The 14,067-nt window shown below is 60.0% G+C and carries 16 protein-coding genes and 1 riboswitch; of the genes, 2 read left to right on the forward strand and 14 right to left on the reverse strand.

Going from position 1 to position 14,067, the window contains the following annotated elements:
* Positions 1–377 precede the first annotated feature (377 nt).
* Positions 378–1,349: a phosphotransferase gene (locus ACR0JN_RS07780; protein WP_480885026.1), complete on the forward strand. Its 972-nt coding sequence runs from the start codon at positions 378–380 to the stop codon at positions 1,347–1,349.
* A gap of 65 nt (positions 1,350–1,414) precedes the next feature.
* On the opposite strand, the gene rplA is transcribed toward ACR0JN_RS07780, so the two are convergent.
* The 10 genes from rplA to ACR0JN_RS07830 all read right to left on the reverse strand — a co-directional run bounded on the left by rplA (position 1,415) and on the right by ACR0JN_RS07830 (position 10,102).
* Complete coding sequence (gene rplA, locus ACR0JN_RS07785) at positions 1,415–2,113, reverse strand: 50S ribosomal protein L1 (protein WP_480616733.1); 699 nt, start codon at positions 2,111–2,113, stop codon at positions 1,415–1,417.
* A gap of 1 nt (position 2,114) precedes the next feature.
* On the reverse strand, positions 2,115–2,564 hold the full coding sequence (rplK, locus tag ACR0JN_RS07790; protein ID WP_113791694.1) for a 50S ribosomal protein L11: 450 nt from the start codon (positions 2,562–2,564) through the stop codon (positions 2,115–2,117).
* 266 nt (positions 2,565–2,830) lie between these two features.
* Positions 2,831–3,511, reverse strand: a complete 681-nt coding sequence (locus ACR0JN_RS07795) for an energy-coupling factor ABC transporter permease (protein ID WP_480885027.1) — start codon at positions 3,509–3,511, stop codon at positions 2,831–2,833.
* A 51-nt stretch (positions 3,512–3,562) separates the two neighbouring features.
* Positions 3,563–3,704, reverse strand: a riboswitch (cobalamin riboswitch).
* 170 nt (positions 3,705–3,874) lie between these two features.
* The gene (gene nusG, locus ACR0JN_RS07800; protein WP_480815942.1) at positions 3,875–4,408 is read right to left on the reverse strand and encodes a transcription termination/antitermination protein NusG; all 534 of its coding nucleotides are present in this window, start codon (positions 4,406–4,408) and stop codon (positions 3,875–3,877) included.
* A 188-nt stretch (positions 4,409–4,596) separates the two neighbouring features.
* Positions 4,597–4,794 carry a preprotein translocase subunit SecE gene (secE, locus tag ACR0JN_RS07805; RefSeq protein ID WP_050605011.1) on the reverse strand — a complete coding sequence of 66 codons (198 nt, stop codon included), beginning with the start codon at positions 4,792–4,794 and terminating at the stop codon, positions 4,597–4,599.
* Between the two features lie 100 nt (positions 4,795–4,894).
* Positions 4,895–5,053 carry a cbb3-type cytochrome oxidase assembly protein CcoS gene (gene ccoS, locus ACR0JN_RS07810; protein WP_170417043.1) on the reverse strand — a complete coding sequence of 53 codons (159 nt, stop codon included), beginning with the start codon at positions 5,051–5,053 and terminating at the stop codon, positions 4,895–4,897.
* Between the two features lie 3 nt (positions 5,054–5,056).
* The gene (locus ACR0JN_RS07815; RefSeq protein WP_480885028.1) at positions 5,057–7,234 is read right to left on the reverse strand and encodes a heavy metal translocating P-type ATPase; all 2,178 of its coding nucleotides are present in this window, start codon (positions 7,232–7,234) and stop codon (positions 5,057–5,059) included.
* A 4-nt stretch (positions 7,235–7,238) separates the two neighbouring features.
* On the reverse strand, positions 7,239–7,697 hold the full coding sequence (locus ACR0JN_RS07820; RefSeq protein ID WP_480815924.1) for a FixH family protein: 459 nt from the start codon (positions 7,695–7,697) through the stop codon (positions 7,239–7,241).
* A 2-nt stretch (positions 7,698–7,699) separates the two neighbouring features.
* Positions 7,700–9,127, reverse strand: a complete 1,428-nt coding sequence (gene ccoG, locus ACR0JN_RS07825) for a cytochrome c oxidase accessory protein CcoG (RefSeq protein WP_480885030.1) — start codon at positions 9,125–9,127, stop codon at positions 7,700–7,702.
* A 102-nt stretch (positions 9,128–9,229) separates the two neighbouring features.
* Positions 9,230–10,102, reverse strand: a complete 873-nt coding sequence (locus ACR0JN_RS07830; protein WP_480885032.1) for a LysR family transcriptional regulator — start codon at positions 10,100–10,102, stop codon at positions 9,230–9,232.
* Positions 10,103–10,202: 100 nt separating this feature from the next.
* Here ACR0JN_RS07830 and ACR0JN_RS07835 point away from each other — a divergent pair, with 100 nt between their 5' ends.
* On the forward strand, positions 10,203–10,361 hold the full coding sequence (locus ACR0JN_RS07835) for a hypothetical protein (RefSeq protein ID WP_480885033.1): 159 nt from the start codon (positions 10,203–10,205) through the stop codon (positions 10,359–10,361).
* Positions 10,362–10,508: 147 nt separating this feature from the next.
* Here ACR0JN_RS07835 and ccoP read toward each other — a convergent pair whose 3' ends face one another.
* From ccoP to ccoN, 4 genes are read right to left on the reverse strand one after another with little or no spacing between them, the layout of a single operon-like run.
* The gene (gene ccoP / locus ACR0JN_RS07840) at positions 10,509–11,372 is read right to left on the reverse strand and encodes a cytochrome-c oxidase, cbb3-type subunit III (protein WP_480885034.1); all 864 of its coding nucleotides are present in this window, start codon (positions 11,370–11,372) and stop codon (positions 10,509–10,511) included.
* Positions 11,369–11,581, reverse strand: a complete 213-nt coding sequence (locus ACR0JN_RS07845; RefSeq protein ID WP_480815919.1) for a cbb3-type cytochrome c oxidase subunit 3 — start codon at positions 11,579–11,581, stop codon at positions 11,369–11,371. The genes ccoP and ACR0JN_RS07845 overlap by 4 nt, the downstream gene beginning before the upstream one ends.
* A 10-nt stretch (positions 11,582–11,591) precedes the next feature.
* On the reverse strand, positions 11,592–12,320 hold the full coding sequence (gene ccoO / locus ACR0JN_RS07850) for a cytochrome-c oxidase, cbb3-type subunit II (protein WP_480815918.1): 729 nt from the start codon (positions 12,318–12,320) through the stop codon (positions 11,592–11,594).
* 16 nt (positions 12,321–12,336) lie between these two features.
* Positions 12,337–13,944, reverse strand: coding sequence for a cytochrome-c oxidase, cbb3-type subunit I (gene ccoN / locus ACR0JN_RS07855; protein ID WP_480815917.1), 1,608 nt, complete (start codon positions 13,942–13,944; stop codon positions 12,337–12,339).
* Between the last annotated feature and the right edge of the window lie 123 nt (positions 13,945–14,067).

Below are 14,067 nucleotides of genomic sequence, written 5' to 3' on the forward strand. Positions count from 1 at the left end.
GCCAAAATGCGCCCGAGGATCGTGACCCTCAGAATTCTTTGGTCTTACCCGTCTCAGGCAGGGAATTAAGGGGCCGGATGGCACCACCCACCGTCTTGGACGAAACAAAATAAAGCGCACGACGAATCGCACGCTTTATTCCGCAGGTCTTATTAGGGCAGATGGCAGGGGTTTCCAAGGGGTAAAATCACCGGTCGCGCCGATGTTTCTACCCCCGAATTTGAATGTCCTGTCACCATAACACGTTCGCCTTGGTGCCAATAGAAAAAATTGCTCAGAACGGCCGTATCGGATGCAGCCGCAATTGACTTGGACATCGTCGTACAGTCCATTCAGGGCCACAGGATCCACAACACAGACAAGCGTATTTTCCCAAGATGCAGGCCCTGACCAAAGACGATCACGCCCTGGCCGCGGCCTGCGTGAGAGAATTCGCGCAAAACGGCATCCGTGGGGCCGTTTCCGGGTTCGAATGCGTCTACCGGTCTCACGATTTTCCGGAAACCCGCTTCCTGCTGCGGGTGACGACGGGGTCGCAGCACTATGCAATCAAGATCGACACGGAGTCCGCCGAGACCGGCAGGCTGCAAAAGGAATTCGCGCTTCTGCAGGAACTGAGCACCTATTTCGAGCGCAACCAGACCTCGCGGGTCATTCGACCTGTTTACCTGTCACAGGACGGGACCTTCTTTGCCTCGGAATTCATCGACCGCCCGACAGCGATTGATCTGATCTACAACAGCATCGACGCGGATCAGGTCGCGCAGATCTATCGCCGCGCCGGGGCCTGGCTGCACGATTTCCACAGCTTCCGCCCGCCAACGCAATACGGTTTCCGCCCAAGATGGATGACCGCCAGCTTTCAGGACCTTGCCGCGTCCCTGCCCCACCCCCTCGCCCGCAAAAGCGAGGTCATGATCAACGTCATGCGGTCCGAGGCGGTCCGGTTGAAAGGCCAACCCGACCTGCGGGTCTTTGCCCATGGCGATTTCCACGGTCTGAATCTGATCGTAGGCCAGGGCAAAACCATCGGCCTGGATTTCACCGAAACGCGCGAGAAACTCGCGGCCTATGACATCGTCGACTTCCTGAAGGCGGATATCTTCCGCGATGGCCCGGCCTCCGAGGTCGACCGCAGCGGCATTCTGAAAAGACACAAAGAGATGTTCTTTCGCCGCTACCGCCATCCGATCAATACCGACATTCTGGATTTCTGCATCCGGGGGCGGTTGCTGAAAGACTGGCTGTTTCTCAGCCGCAGCGATTATGCCTGCAGCCCGCAGGAAGACCACCGCCGCGCGCGGCTTGAGCTGAGGCTGCAACAGGCGTTCCGGCAGACACTCGACTAGTGCCAAAAAAGAAAAACCCGGGCAGTTCGCACCGCCCGGGTCTGATCTTTCTGACAGCTCGGAGCTTATTCGCCCGAAGCAGCCGCCACATCCAGCGTCACGCCCGGGCCCATGGTCGAGCTCAGCGCGATTTTTTTCATGTAGGTACCCTTGGCACCCGACGGTTTCGCCTTGGCCACGGCCGAGACAAAGGCACGGACGTTTTCGACCAGCTTGGCTTCGTCGAACGACGCTTTGCCAACACCGGCATGCACAACGCCGCCTTTTTCCGCCTTGAACTGAACTTCACCGCCCTTGGCTGCTTCCACGGCTGCTTTCACGTCCATGGTCACGGTGCCGACCTTGGGGTTCGGCATCAGGTTGCGGGGGCCCAGAACCTTACCCAGACGGCCGACGATCGGCATCATGTCCGGGGTCGCGATGCAGCGATCGAATTCGATGGTGCCGCCCTGAATGGTTTCCATTAGGTCCTCTGCGCCAACGATATCCGCGCCTGCTTCTTTCGCTTCGTCCGCCTTGGGGCCACGCGCGAAAACAGCAACGCGCATCGCTTTGCCGGTGCCGTTGGGCAGGCCGACAACGCCGCGCACCATCTGGTCCGCATGACGGGTGTCAACGCCCAGGTTCAGAGCGATTTCGATGGTCTCGTCGAATTTCGAGGTCGCGTTGCCTTTTACCAAAGCAACCGCTTCTTCGACCGACAGGTTTTCCTTGCCGGCGATAGCTTCGCGCGCAGCGCGGGTACGTTTACCGAGTTTTGCCATCTTACTTCACCTCGATGCCCATAGAGCGGGCCGAGCCCAGGATGATCTGCATTGCGCCTTCGACGTCGTTGGCGTTGAGATCTTTCATTTTGGCTTCGGCGATTTCGCGAACCTGCTTGGTGGTCACGGTGGCCACAGTCTCACGACCGGGGTTCTCGGCACCACGGGGGCGGTTCCGCTTGCCAACCGGCTTCAGGCCAGCGGCTTTTTTCAGGTAATAAGACGCGGGCGGCGTCTTGATGTCCATGGTGAAGGACTTGTCCTGATAATAGGTGATCACGGTCGGACAAGGGGCACCTTGCTCCATGTCTGCGGTCTTGGCGTTGAACGCCTTGCAGAATTCCATGATGTTGATGCCGCGCTGACCCAGCGCCGGACCAACTGGCGGCGACGGGTTCGCCTGACCTGCAGGAACCTGCAGCTTCATCGTACCAGCAAGCTTCTTAGCCATTTGGTTTTCCTTTCAACTCGGGCGAAACGCGTTTCGCCCAGACTATGTTGCGTGGTCCGGCCCGGGATCGCGATCCCAGCAACCTCCCACGAGAGAATCTCGCCCGAAGACGATAGAGGCGGCGTTTATAGGGGAATGCGAGGGTTGGCAAGGGGGCGGCTTGCGGTTTCGAAAGCTGAGTTATGCGCACGCCTGACAGCTTGAGTCACAAAACCGTCCAGATAGGTCTGCGGCGCGGCGGGCACCACAGACCGTTGGTTTCGCGCTTATGCTGCCGCGTTGTGCAAACGGTGCGTAAAGATGCCCCGGTCGGTCAAGGTCCGCAGGCCTTTCGCGCCAGCCAGAACGGCCAGATCGGCCAGCGGCTCGATCAGGATCACCAGCAAGTACGCCATGCCAAAGCTTGTCACCGCCGAGATGTTCTCGGCCCCAACGCCTTGCCCGTAGATTGCCCAGAAGGCTACCCAGGCAACGACGCCACCCTGATACACAGCGGACAGTTTCAGCACGTCCGAATAGCGCAAATCGACATAGCTGATGGTTTGCGGGATGATTTTTCTGGCCAGCGCGTCCACTGCAAAAAGCGGAAAAAGCAGGGTCGAGATGTTGACGAAGTACATTGGTACATCAGACGGTGCAAACAAGAAACCCTGAATTGCCAGACCGCCAGCTAGACCAAGGGCTGCCGGACCGGCCCCGAGCAGCAGAAACAGGGTTGTACCAAGTATGAAATGCACCTCTGAGATGCCGACAGCGAAGTGCGGAAAGACTTCGAAGAATACAAAAACGCCGATAGCAGCCACAACCGAGCGCACGCAAAATGACGCCATGGAATGAGTTTTCAAATCATCGCCAATCAACTTCAAAGAATAGCCAGCAGCGGCTGCAGCCGTACCATAGGCGAGGACCATTTTCGCGCCGTCGACGACGCCAGGTTCGATGTGCATTAGAGAGTTCCTTTCGCGTCCACCCGACGCATATAGAAGGGCCGGATTTCCGGCGGTTGCATTAAGATGGCAGGTATCCTGACTCGTAGCTCTGATAGTTCGGCTACTTACAGTTGCGGGGGCAGTCCGGGCATCTCACCCGGTTCCCAATTAAGACCTCCTCTCGAAGGCCACCATCAACGCGACACTACATGACCACAGGCCGCGGGCAAGCTCTGTCTGCGACATGTAAGCGTACGCCCGCGAATCTTCAAAAAACATTTGGCGTGAACGTCTCGGTCTACGTAATTCCGTGACGCCGCCGACAAAAAAAGCCGCGATGCCCTAAACATCGCGGCCGAAAGCAATTCCTTGCGGGGCGCCTCAGCCCTGCTTGGTAACCTGCGTAAAGTCCAGCTCAACTGGCGTTTCCCGACCAAAGATCGAAACCGAGACTTTCAGCTTCTGCGCCTCGTCGTCCACGCCTTCGACCATGCCGTCGAAATCCTCGAACGGGCCGTCGTTGACCTTGACCTTTTCGCCCACCTCGAAGGTGATCATAAGCTTGGGCGCTTCTTCGCCTTCCTGAACGCGGTTCAGGATCTGGTTCACCTCGGCATCGCGCATCGGCATCGGGCGACCCTGCGGGCCCAGGAAACCGGTGACGCGGTTGATCGAGTTGATCAGGTGGTAGCCCTGATCCGACATTTCCATATGCACCAGCACATAGCCCGGCATGAAGCGGCGCTCGGTGGTGACCTTCTTACCCCGGCGCACTTCGATCACCTCTTCGGTGGGCACCAGAACCTCGTCGATATCGTCCTCAAGGCCCTGCTCGGCCACCGACGTGCGGATCTGCTCTGCGATCTTCTTTTCGAAATTCGAAAGAACGCTGACCGAGTACCACCGTTTCGCCATGAACCTGTCGTCCTTGTTTGCCTTCGGTCGCATCCTGTTGGCCGGATGCACCGGAATTGAAATCCTATCGCGTGACCCGGAATAAAAAGCGGCGCGCGGTCCGAATCGCCGCACGCCCATTCCGAATAGTCCCGCGTCACCTACTAGCACATTGCGCGGGGCGCAAGGGGGCAGTGGTGTTTGGGCGCTTAGCTGAATGCGCCCAGAATAAGCTGCAGACCGCCGCGAATGCCCAGATCGACCAGAGCGAAGAACACAGCCGTCAGCGCGGCCATGATGAACACCATAACCGTGGTCAACAGCACCTCGCGCCGGGTCGGCCAGACGACCTTGGAAACTTCGGCACGGACCTGCTGAATGAACTGGATCGGGTTGGTGGTAGCCATTTGGCGTATTCTCTCTGCTAGCGGATGGGCCGGACATAACCGGGCATTGCGGCAATTTCAAGGGCAGTCGGGACAACTGTGAAGTTCGGGCATGGCCCGGTTACGGCTTGGGCTTGTCGTCCCATTCATCGCTCAGAATCCGGCGGGCATCGCCCTCGGGGTCTTCGTACTGGTTCGAGCGCACTGTGTAGATGAACGCAACCAGTCCAACACCGCCCAGAAACAGGGAAATCGGGATCAGGTAGGCCAGCACTTCCATCGTTTACCTCAGCCGCAATGCGTTCAGGGATACGGTAATAGACGAGGTCGACATCGCCAATGCCGCAATCAGCGGGGTCGCCAGCCCGATCACCGCCAAAGGCACAGCAATCACGTTATAGACGGTGGCGATCTGAAAGTTCTCGCGAATCCGTTTGGTGGCCTTGACTGCCGTATCGCAGGCCTCTGCAATAGGGGACAGGTCATTGCCCAGAAGCACGATGTCCGAGGCCACCCGCGCCGCATCCAGCGCCGAGGCCGGAGAGATCGAGACATGCGCCGCCGCCAGCGCCGCTGTGTCGTTCAGGCCATCGCCGGCCATCAGAACCCGGTGGCCCTGTTGGCTGAGGTTTTGGATGTGCCCGGCCTTGTCCTGCGGCAGCGCCTCGGCAATCCAGTTGGTGATGCCCAACTTGTCCGCCAGCGCCCCGACGGCTCCGCGTGTGTCACCTGAGATCAGGATCACCTGCTTGCCGGACTTGGCAAATGCGGCGACCGCCTCCGCTGCGCCGGGGCGCAAGGCATCGGTGAAGCTGAACGCGACAGGCGCGTTTTGCCCCACGGCTAGCCAGGCAGAGGTTTCAGCCCCCTGCTCACCGCCCACCCAAGCCGCGCGACCCAGACGTACGCTTTGGCCGCGATAGGTGCCTTCGGTGCCATATCCTGGCACTTCGACGATGTCACGCAGGTTGGCTGGTTTGATCCCGGCGGCCCGCGCGGCAGAGGCCAGCGAGACCGACAGCGGGTGCGCAGAGGCCTCGGCCAAGGCCAGCGCGATTTCCAGATCGGCGCGGGAATGGTCGCTCAGGTTGGTCAGTTCCGGCGTGCCAGAGGTAAGCGTGCCTGTCTTGTCGAACACGACCGTATCCACCTCGGCCAGACGTTCAAGCGCGGTGGAGTGTTTGATCAACATCCCCTTGCGGAACAACCGGCCCGAGGCTGCTGTGGTCACCGCTGGCACGGCCAGACCCAGCGCGCAGGGGCAGGTGATGATCAGCACCGCCGCCGCGATGTTCAGGGCGGTGCGGAGATCGCCGGAATAGATGTACCAACCCACAAAACTAAGCGCCGACAGGATATGCACCCCGGGCGCGTAAAGCTTGGCCGCCTTATCCGCCAGCGAGGTATAGCGCGAGCGCCCGGATTCCGCGATCGCCACCAGATCGGCCATGCGGTGCAGCGAGGTATCTTCACCCACCGCTGTGGCGCGAATGGTCAGGGGCCCGGTCAGGTTCACCTCACCGGCGCTGACCGCCTGACCGGTTTCAACGAAGACCGGCAGGGTTTCCCCGGTCAGCAGCGACCGGTCCAGTTCGGATTGGCCTTGGACCACTTCACCATCCACAGGCATCCGCCCGCCGGGGCGCACAAGGATCAGGTCGCCGACAGACAGCGCCGACACCGCGACCTCTTCTTCATGGCCTTGAGTGACGCGAATGGCGCGGGGCACTTCCAATGCGGTCAGTTCCTCAGCCGCGGATCGGGCCGCAGCGCGGGTGCGGTAGTCCAGATAACGGCCCGCCAACAGGAAGAAGGTAAGCGTCAGGGCGGCGTCGAAATAGGCGTGCTCGCCGCTCAGCGCGGTTTCCCAAAGCGATGTGGCCAGCGCCAGCAGGATCGCCAGCACAATCGGCACGTCCATGTTCAGACGGCGAACGCGCAGGGCACTCCAGGCGTTGGCGAAAAAGGGCTGGGCAGAAAACGCAATCGCCGGCAAGGCGATGGCTGCAGAGATCCAGTGGAACATGTCCCGCGTCGCATCCGACGCGCCGGACCAGACCGACACCGACAGCAGCATCACATTCATCGAGGCGAATCCGGCCACAGCCAGCCGCATCAGCAGATCGCGCCCCGCCTTGTCGGCGCTGGTGGCGGACAGGGCACCGGGGTCAAGCTCGTGCGCCTCAAAGCCTGCGCGTTCCAGAATCGGGATCAGGTCAGCGGCGCGCGTCTCGGGCGCGGCTTTGATCATGGCGCGTTTCAGGGTCAGGTTGACCCGCGCATCCTCGACACCGGGATGGGCGTTCAACTCGCGCTCGACAGTCGCGATACAGGCCGAGCAATGGATGCCCGGTAAAGACAGCGCAATCTGGACGTCCTGCGGGATAGGCCGCGCCGGTTCTGCCGGGGCCGCGATGCACCCCGGACAGGCCGCCGTGCCAGAGGAAATCTGCGCCGTCACACCCCTAGCCTTTCACAAACAGGGGCACACGCTGCGCAAATTCGGCCCCTTCGCTGTCGCGGGCCACAAGGCGGATGTTCCAGTTGCCCTTGCCCAGCGTGGCGGGTGTCGCATAAGCGGTTCCGTCAAAAGTGAAATCAGGCGAGAAATCTTCGCGCACATGGGTTGCACGACCCACCACGGCCTGCAGGTCAGCGACCCGAACCGGATCCCCGCTGGCATCAGTGATGTGCAGGATCAGCAATCCGCCTTTGGATTCGGCGCGCACCTCCCATCCCAGGGCCTGATGTTCCTGCAGGCGTTCATTGAACTCCTGACTGGCGACGTACGAGTTCTTGACCTCGAGTCCCGGAAAGGTTTTGACCGCGCTGTAAGCCAGCACCAGATTCACCGCGATGATCACGCCGAAAGCGCCCACAAACACCGCCAAGGCGTGTTTTCCCGTGAATTTCCGTTCCGCCATGATCAGTTCCCCCGCCCGTTGAACGTGGTGTCCTTCGACGCGCGCTCACCACTGCTGAGGTCCTCGACCCAGATGCGTACCGGGGTCGTATCCGCCCCGGCAGGTACCGTGTCTCCGGAGGCCACGATGTAAACGCGGGTCAATTGTGCCGTATCTGCAGTGACATTCACAGTATCAATATCGGTACCCTCAATCTCGATCCGCAGCGCCGGATCACCGGCCAGAGACAGCTTGAACAGCCGGTCTTCACCATGTTTGTTGCGCAGACGCACATCGTAAGTGTTGCGGATCGTACCGTCGGACAGGGTCACGAAAGTCGGGTTGCGCACCGGCGCGACCGTCAGATCAATGTCCGAGCGGATGAACAGGGCAAACAGCAGGGCAAACCCTACCAGCGACCACAGGGCCGTGTACATGATCGTGCGCGGACGCAGGATATGCGTCCACACGTTTTTGGGTGATTTGCCTGCGCGTTCGTTGGCCTCATCGCTCAGCGCCATATAGTCGATCAGGCCACGGGGCTTGCCGATCTTGGCCATCATGTCGTCGCAGGCGTCGATACACAGGGCACAGGTGATGCATTCCAGTTGTTGGCCATCCCGAATGTCGATCCCCACCGGGCAGACATTCACACAGGCCATACAGTCGATGCAGTCCCCAAGCTCGGAGTCAGCCGTGCGCTTGCCCTTGCCGCGCGGTTCCCCACGCCACTCGCGATAACCGACGACCAGAGTGTCCTCGTCCATCATCGCCGCCTGAATACGGGGCCATGGACAGGCGTAGATACAGATCTGCTCGCGGGCGAAGCCGCCGAAAAGGAACGTTGTGCCCGTCAGGATCAGCATCGTGGTGTAAGCCACCGGATGCGCGTTGCCTGTCACCAGATCGCGCGCCAGCGTGGGCGCGTCCGCAAAGTAAAATACCCAGGCCCCGCCGGTGGCGAGGCCGATCAGAAACCAGGCGGTCCATTTGGTGACGCGTAGCCGAACTTTGCGGAAGTCCAGTTTCTTTTGCCGGTGCAGCCGCAGACGGGCGTTTCTGTCGCCTTCAATCCAGCGCTCGACCAGAATGAACAGATCGGTCCAGACGGTCTGCGGGCAGGCATAGCCACACCACACCCGGCCCAAAGCCGAGGTGAACAGGAACAGCCCCAGACCCGCCATGATCAGAAGACCGGCGACAAAGTAGAACTCGTGCGGCCAGATTTCGATCCAGAGAAAGTAGAACCGACGGTTTGCCATATCCAGCAGTACCGCTTGATCCGGCAGGCTGGGGCCGCGATCCCATCTGAACCACGGGGTTACGTAGTAGATGCCCAGCGTCACCACGAGGATGATCCATTTCAGGTTACGAAACGGGCCTGATACGCGCCTGGGGAAGATCGGTTCGCGGGCGGCATATAAGCTGGGGGCGGGGTCGGAATCGCTCACTGGCTGGCTCCAATACAGGGTCTTCTGAAAGCGAGTTGTTCCAGATCACGCCCGTTCGAACTTTGACATGGGTCAAAACGCGCATCGAGCAAACATCTTTTGTCAATTGCGCGCCAATTGCCTGAGCCATCCGACAAAGGCTTTAATCGCCGGTCTGAGCGGAGTTTTAGCAGTTACAATATGATAGCCGCGTGTGTCTGGCTCGGCATACAGCTCGACAATGCGCCCGGCTTTGATGTCCGCCTCGACGAAATGTCGCACGGTGACGGTGACGCCCTGCCCCGCCCGCAACCCGTCCAGCACCAGATTGCCCGGCAATTCCGTGCGCCCGGCCCCACGCGCAGGCCCTGCGTCATGTTGCGCCAGCCAGGTGGTGCCTTCGGTGGTACCGATCTCTTCCAGCCAGGGCAATTGGGCCAGTTCGGCTGGCGTCCATGTGGTTTTGCCGCCCAGCAACTGAGGGGCGGCGACAATCACCATGGGCGTTTGCAACAGCATATCGGCCTCAACCCCCGGCCAGCCGCCGGCGCCATACCGGATCGCGACATCGACGCCGCCGGGGCGCAACTCCACCATGTCCGGTGACGGGTCCAACACCAGATCGATGTCCGGGTGCGCTGCCCGGAACATCGGCAGGCGTGGCATCAGCCACGAGGCCGCAAAGGACGGTGTCAGGGATACGTGAACCGGCCGCTCGGTCCCCGAGCGCGCGATGTCCCGAACTGCCGTGTCGATCGCGCCAAACCCCAGATGCAGGGCGCGGGCCAGATGTTCGCCATCCGCTGTCATGGTCAGGGCCTTGCCCGACCGATCCAGAAGCGCCACGCCAAGGTGCTTTTCCAGCGCCCGCAATTGCTGGCTGATCGCAGCGTGGCTGACATTCAGCGCCGCGCCCGCCTCGACCACATTGCGATGCTCGGCAAAGGCGGCAAACGCCCGGAGGGATGCCAACGGGGGCAGTGTCAGCCAATTCATATGTAACCTCAAATTACATGACAGAATTCCAATTGAGTCGCATTCAGCGCCGCAAAGGTCAATCCTGATGTCAGTGATTTCAGCGTATTGGAGACTGACGATGCTGACCGTTTTTGCACGATCCTTCATGACCGCAACCCGGATCGACGCCCCGCACATCCGGGACATGCCCAAGGCAAAACCCCGCAAAACACGCTGGTTGCCCGAAAGCCATTGGTGGAGACAGCCGCGCCGCGATGTCGATCTGAACAATCTGTGACGCGTCGCAAACCGGTTCTGGACCGATCGGTGCCGCAACTCTAGTTTGGCAAAATCAGCACCGGCTGTTCAGGAAACGCGCGAACAGATGGAACAGCCGGTGCCTGGGCCTTCGGGCGGCGAACCGCCCGGAGGTTTTCTTTGACCCTTACTGACCGCCACCCAACTGGTGGACATAGGCCGTGACAGCACGGATCTGTGCGTCGGTCAGACGGTTTTCCCATGCGGGCATCACGCCAAAGCGGCTGTAGGTGATGGTCTCGGTCAGAGTCTCTTCGCTGCCACCGTAAAGCCAGATCGCGTCGGTCAGGTTCGGTGCGCCCTGGGCCAGATCACCCTTGCCATCTTCGCCGTGACAGGCCGCACAGTTGTCTTCGAACACGACCTTGCCCGCCTGGGCTGCCGCATCGTCAGTCTGCGCATTGGTCAGCGACATGACATACTGAACCACTTGCGTGATCTCATCATGCTCAAGGATTTCACCAAAGGCCGGCATTTCGGAATAACGCGCGTCGTCGCTTTCTTCGTTCCGAATACCGTGGGCAATTGTATATTCGATATCTTCAAGCGAACCGCCCCACAGCCATGCGTCGTCCAGCAGGTTGGGGAAGCCCGGCGCACCCTGCGCGCCAGAACCATGGCACTGCGCACACCAGGTGCGGAACACGGCGCTGCCTGCGTTCACCGCATATTGCTGCAGTTCGGCGTCGGCAGAGACATCCTCCAGCGGAGTTTCCACCAGCTTGGCATTCCAGGGCGCGTTGGCTTCTTCGAAGGCCACCAGTTCCTGTTGCACTTCCCCGCGCGAGGACCATCCGGTGACACCTGCCGTTGCGGATTGAACCAGCGGCCACGCAGGATACATGATCGTATAGATCACGCCCCAGAAGATCGTGACGTAGAAGGTCCAAAGCCACCAGCGCGGCATCGGGTTGTCGAACTCTTCCAGACCGTCCCAGCTGTGTCCGGTTGTCTCAGGATCGCCCGGCAGTTTTTCAGGTGTATTGCTCATTGCCGCGCCTCCTTGGATGTGGCGGGTTTGTCGTCGCCCCCGAGGGGCGCTGGGGCATCAACGTGCCGAAACGGGATGTTGGCGGTGTCCTTGTATTCCTTGCTGGCACCGGGGCGGAACACCCAGATCACGATACCAACGAAGAAGGCAAAGAGCAGAAGCAGCATCCAGCTATCCGCGAACTGCCTTAGGAGTGTATATTCTTCCATCACACCCTCCTTAGCGGCTTGCGTCCGGGGTGAAGGTCGAGAAATCGACCAGCGTGCCCAGCATCTGCAGATAGGCGATCAGCGCGTCAGCTTCGGTCAGATCAGACTGTCCATCGAAGTTGCGTATGTTGACCTTGTCGCCATAGCGTTCCAACAGCCCGTCATAGTCGCTGTCCGGATCGGCCTGCGCCCGGAAGTCGGCTTCGGCATTGGCCAGCATCTCTTCGGTATAGGGCGTGCCCACAACCGCGTTTGCCGCCATGATGTCGCCGATATACTTGCCGTCCAGCTTGCGGTGTTCGAGGAAGCCATATTTAGGCATCACCGATTCAGGCACCACGGATTGAGCATCGCGCAGGTGGCGCACATGCCAGTCATCCGAATAGCGGCCACCGACGCGGGCCAGATCAGGCCCCGTGCGTTTGGACCCCCACTGGAACGGGTGATCATACATCGATTCAGCCGCCAGCGAGTAGTGGCCGTACCGTTCGACCTCATCCCGCATCGGGCGGATCATCTGGCTGTGGCAGACATAGCAGCCTTCGCGCAGATAGATCTCGCGCCCAGCCATCTCCAAGGGGGTGTAGGGGCGCATCCCCTCCACCTTTTCGATGGTGTTCTCAAGATAGAACAGCGGGGTGATCTGCACGAGGCCACCGATGGTTACGACCAGAAAGCTGAAGATCAGCAGGAGGGTCGCGTTGGTCTCGAGGATCTTATGTTTGTCGAGAATTGCCATTGCTCCGGCCCTCCCTCTATTCAGCCGGGACCGCGACGGACAGGCTGGCCTCTTTGGCCGGTGCCTTCCGCACAGTCATCCACAGGTTGTAGCACATGATCACCGAGCCTGCGACGAACAGGACACCGCCCAGCGCACGTACCACGTACATCGGGAACTTGGCGGCCACGGTGTCGGCGAACGAGTTCACCAGGAAGCCGTTGGCATCCACTTCACGCCACATCAGGCCCTCCATGATACCGGTGACCCACATCGACGCGGCGTAGAGCACGATGCCGATAGTGGCGAGCCAGAAGTGCCAGCTGACCAGTTGCAGCGAATACAGGCGTTCCCGCTTCCACAGGACCGGCACCAGGAAGTACAGCGCACCAAAGGTGATCATACCGTTCCAGCCCAGCGCGCCCGAGTGCACGTGGCCAATGGTCCAGTCGGTGTAGTGGCTCAGCGAGTTCACCGCGCGGATCGACATCATCGGACCTTCAAAGGTCGACATACCGTAGAAGCCGACCGAGATCACCATCATCCGGATCACCGGGTCGGTGCGCAGCTTGTCCCATGCGCCCGACAGGGTCATCAGACCGTTGATCATACCACCCCAGGACGGCATCCACAGGATGACCGAGAACACCATGCCCAGCGTCGAGGCCCAGTCAGGCAGCGCGGTATAGTGCAGGTGGTGCGGACCGGCCCAGATATACAGGAAGATCAGCGCCCAGAAGTGGATGATCGACAGCTTGTAGCTGAAGACAGGACGCTCGGCCTGTTTCGGGATGAAATAGTACATCATGCCCAGGAAGCCCGCGGTTAGGAAGAAGCCCACAGCGTTGTGACCGTACCACCACTGGATCATGGCGTCTTGCACGCCCGACCAGACGATGACTGATTTCGAACCCCAGATGCTGACCGGGATGGTCATGTTGTTGACCAGGTGCAGCATGGCGACGGTGACGATAAAGGCCAGATAGAACCAGTTTGCCACGTAGATGTGGGGTTCTTTCCGCTTGATGATCGTGCCCAGATAGACGGCTAGGTAAGCTACCCAGACAACGGTCAACCAAAGGTCAACATACCATTCCGGCTCGGCGTATTCTTTGGACTGCGTTCCGCCCAGAATGTAACCGGTTGCTGCCAGCACGATGAACAACTGATAGCCCCAGAACACGAACCATGCGAGGTTTCCACCCCACAGGCGCGCCGCGCTGGTGCGCTGGACAACGTAGAAGGATGTCGCGATCAAGGCGTTGCCCCCAAAGGCAAAAATCACCGCCGAGGTGTGTAGCGGACGCAAACGCCCGAAATTCATGTACCCCTGTGCCCATTCGAAGTTCAGCACCGGAAAGGCCAACTGGAACGCAATGAAGGTTCCCGCCAGGAACCCGACCACACCCCAAAAGGCGGTTGCGATCACGCCATACCGGATCACGCTATCCATATACTCGCCAGAGCGATCAACAAGGATATCTGGCTCATCTGTGTTTCGCAGCGTCCAGATGAACAAACCACCGGCGATAAGCATCACCAGCAGAGCATGCACCTGATACGCCAAATCGCGTGCATAATTGGTCCCGATCGCTGCGAACAGCACAACGAGACCAAGCACGATCAGCTTGATATAATTCGACATATTGCGTCCCTTTGCCGTGCTCCGCGCAATTTCAATGTCGCGCGAAACCTTTTTGCCTGTGTGCTGTAATGAAGAAGAGCACGGAACCCTGCTTTGATCTGAGTCAAGACGACAATCCGTTTT

The sequence above is a fragment of the Ruegeria sp. G12 genome, assembly GCF_056533565.1.

Coding starts and splice junctions, on each gene's coding strand:
- ACR0JN_RS07780 (WP_480885026.1), top strand. CDS start 378: ATGCAGGCCCTGACCAAAGACGATCACGCCCTGGCCGCGGCCTGCGTG.
- rplA (WP_480616733.1), bottom strand. CDS start 2,113: ATGGCAAAACTCGGTAAACGTACCCGCGCTGCGCGCGAAGCTATCGCC.
- rplK (WP_113791694.1), bottom strand. CDS start 2,564: ATGGCTAAGAAGCTTGCTGGTACGATGAAGCTGCAGGTTCCTGCAGGT.
- ACR0JN_RS07795 (WP_480885027.1), bottom strand. CDS start 3,511: ATGCACATCGAACCTGGCGTCGTCGACGGCGCGAAAATGGTCCTCGCC.
- nusG (WP_480815942.1), bottom strand. CDS start 4,408: ATGGCGAAACGGTGGTACTCGGTCAGCGTTCTTTCGAATTTCGAAAAG.
- secE (WP_050605011.1), bottom strand. CDS start 4,794: ATGGCTACCACCAACCCGATCCAGTTCATTCAGCAGGTCCGTGCCGAA.
- ccoS (WP_170417043.1), bottom strand. CDS start 5,053: ATGGAAGTGCTGGCCTACCTGATCCCGATTTCCCTGTTTCTGGGCGGT.
- ACR0JN_RS07820 (WP_480815924.1), bottom strand. CDS start 7,697: ATGGCGGAACGGAAATTCACGGGAAAACACGCCTTGGCGGTGTTTGTG.
- ACR0JN_RS07830 (WP_480885032.1), bottom strand. CDS start 10,102: ATGAATTGGCTGACACTGCCCCCGTTGGCATCCCTCCGGGCGTTTGCC.
- ACR0JN_RS07835 (WP_480885033.1), top strand. CDS start 10,203: ATGCTGACCGTTTTTGCACGATCCTTCATGACCGCAACCCGGATCGAC.
- ccoP (WP_480885034.1), bottom strand. CDS start 11,372: ATGAGCAATACACCTGAAAAACTGCCGGGCGATCCTGAGACAACCGGA.
- ACR0JN_RS07845 (WP_480815919.1), bottom strand. CDS start 11,581: ATGGAAGAATATACACTCCTAAGGCAGTTCGCGGATAGCTGGATGCTG.
- ccoO (WP_480815918.1), bottom strand. CDS start 12,320: ATGGCAATTCTCGACAAACATAAGATCCTCGAGACCAACGCGACCCTC.
- ccoN (WP_480815917.1), bottom strand. CDS start 13,944: ATGTCGAATTATATCAAGCTGATCGTGCTTGGTCTCGTTGTGCTGTTC.